Genomic DNA, 2,277 nt, shown 5'->3' with positions numbered 1-2,277 from the left:
CGATCGGAGAACTCCAGAAGATTTTGCCCTTTAAATATGTCCATTTTTTAATATATTTACTATGATTGAAGATACGTATTTAAATACTCACCTCTATAAATTTTTTTGAAAATAAGTTAATTATAAAAGTAAAATCACCTTTTTCTTATCCATTATTGTTAATTAGTTTCCGAACATAATGTCCATTAGTCTGGAGCCTATCACTTCCATATCGGATTTCCCTTCGTAAACCGGCTGGCTTTGCCTGATTTTCATATCCGAATCACTTACCGAAATCGGGGTAACTTTTTTAAATTCATAGATCATCATGGGCATATCCGACTGCATCCCTTGGTAAATGGCAATTTTCATAATCCCGTTTTCTTCTTCCAGATAATACGGATGGATATAATTGAGGGATTTTGGCATATGCTCTGAAGTCCACACCTCCAGCTTTCCAATAGCCATGGGAGTGACATTTTTTAATGTATATACAGCAATATTGCATTTATACCCCGCTATTTCTTCGGTTTCACCGGTTAGTTTCCTATCATATACTTCCGGATTTACCCTAGTTTGAAGCTGGTTTTCAACAAAAAAGTCCTTGTCGTAATTAAATGTAACTTGGTTGCCCTTATTGCTTTGCGATTGAACAAATACCATCCCCGTCTCATTACTCCCGTTTAAAGTATTTTCCAAATGATACACCAAACCATCACATTTTGCCGTAACCTGGTTTCCCCTAACAAAAATTTCATTGTTAAGCATCGGGGCAAACAAAATCTGCATGGTAAGCATGAGATCTGAGTTTACTCCTTTCTGTATTTTTTCCGCTTGTTCTGCCGAGAGTTCTGCGGTGTACTTCTCTATTTGTTGCTCTATATTTCCCTGTGAAGGATCTACCTTGTTCAGCACTTCGTTCAGACGATTGCCGGGGAAGTAAACCTCTATATCTATTTTTCCTTCGGTAAAGTTGTCTTTAACATTCTTAATTTCTGAGGATCCCTCCCCTTTCATAGAAAACAACCGCTCTTGTTCTTGCTTTTGCTCCTTTCTGCACGAAATAACACACAAAAAAGTTACTAAAAAGATCTTTACGCTTTTCATCTTTCTTTATTGTTTTATAAGTTCCACCCTCCTGTTTTTGGCCCTCCCTTCTTCCGAATCGTTATTTCCTACAGGATTTCGGGCACCAAAACCCAGAGATGACAACCGTGACCGGTCTATATCACTAGAAACCAAGGCTTTCAACACCGATTCCGCCCTATCTTCAGACAGTTCCTGGTTATGCTTGTCACTTCCCAAATTGTCGATATATCCGTGAATGGCAATACTAAGATCCTTATTGCCCTGTAAAGCCTCGGCTATTTCATCTACTGCCTTTTGCCCTTCGGGTTTGAGGCTGGTCTTGTTCAAGTCGAAATTGATGTACAGTATGACCTTTCCCTTTTCTTCAAGGTCTTTCTGGATCCTATCCGATTTCATGATGGAGATTGTCTGTTTAAAAGACTCCTCCTGAAGAATATTAAGTTTCCCGGATGCCGAATTTCCGGTTAGCTGTATATAAATATCTCCACCGACCATCCGGCGAATGACGTACACTCTTATTTTTCCCCCGGTATAACCGATAGAACCGTCTTCTCCCAAATATTGTGCATCGTTGTGATATCTTTCATATTCTTCGTGATTGATTTCCCCGTCAAAAATTCTAACACCTCCCACCTTCGTAATGACCTCATCATAGCTTTTGAGGAAATAAGGCAAAGACCAGCGATTATAGCCCCCTTCAACTGAAACATATGTTTTCCAGACCTTTCCCTCCAGAGGGGTCATAATACTGTCTATGGGGAAATACAGCACATCATACTTTCTCTGGATTGGATTATTGGTTGTTTCAAGCCCTTCGGGAAGGCTAAAGAAAGGGAAATCTCCCAGATCGGAACCTGAACAGGGATCTTTTTGATATTGAATTTGTGGGTATCTGTTTCGCTGCCCGTTTTGGATTCAGTTTCCGTAGTCCCGGTTTCCACACAATCGTTCGCAGCGGGCGATTCCTTAATTTTTTTCGGTTCGACTGCGATTTTCCTGTCTTCCCTGCTGCCGTTACATGCCAATAAAAGAGACATCACAATAAAGTTTAGGAATAGTTTTTTCATCTATTGTATTTTCGATTTTTTTATTCTAATGAGGTCTAAGTCTAAAAAAACAAAAAGAGCCACAGATTGCGGCTCTTTTCATATTTATAATCCTGAGTTGATATTAGTTATTTATCAATCTGAATTCTGTTCTTCTGTTTAC

The 2,277-nt window shown here is 39.2% G+C and carries 3 protein-coding genes; all 3 read right to left on the bottom strand.

Annotation, left to right across the window (positions count from 1 at the left end; translation table 11 throughout):
• Nucleotides 1-162: 162 nt before the first annotated feature.
• Genes OOZ15_RS19740 through OOZ15_RS19730 form a run of 3 tightly spaced genes read right to left on the bottom strand, consistent with a single transcriptional unit; the run spans nucleotide 163 to nucleotide 2,135 of the window.
• Nucleotides 163-1,086 (bottom strand): hypothetical protein, encoded by a 924-nt coding sequence (locus OOZ15_RS19740; protein ID WP_265958160.1) that lies wholly within the window; start codon nucleotides 1,084-1,086, stop codon nucleotides 163-165.
• A 6-nt stretch (nucleotides 1,087-1,092) separates the two neighbouring features.
• Nucleotides 1,093-1,812, bottom strand: coding sequence for an OmpA family protein (locus OOZ15_RS19735; RefSeq protein ID WP_265958159.1), 720 nt, complete (start codon nucleotides 1,810-1,812; stop codon nucleotides 1,093-1,095).
• A gap of 8 nt (nucleotides 1,813-1,820) precedes the next feature.
• Nucleotides 1,821-2,135, bottom strand: a complete 315-nt coding sequence (locus OOZ15_RS19730) for a hypothetical protein (protein ID WP_265958158.1) — start codon at nucleotides 2,133-2,135, stop codon at nucleotides 1,821-1,823.
• Between the last annotated feature and the right edge of the window lie 142 nt (nucleotides 2,136-2,277).

Origin of the sequence: Galbibacter kalidii (assembly GCF_026241135.1) — a bacterium.
In the GTDB taxonomy this organism is placed as follows: Bacteria; Bacteroidota; Bacteroidia; order Flavobacteriales; family Flavobacteriaceae; genus Galbibacter.
This window is presented reverse-complemented; position numbering and strand designations above follow the sequence as displayed.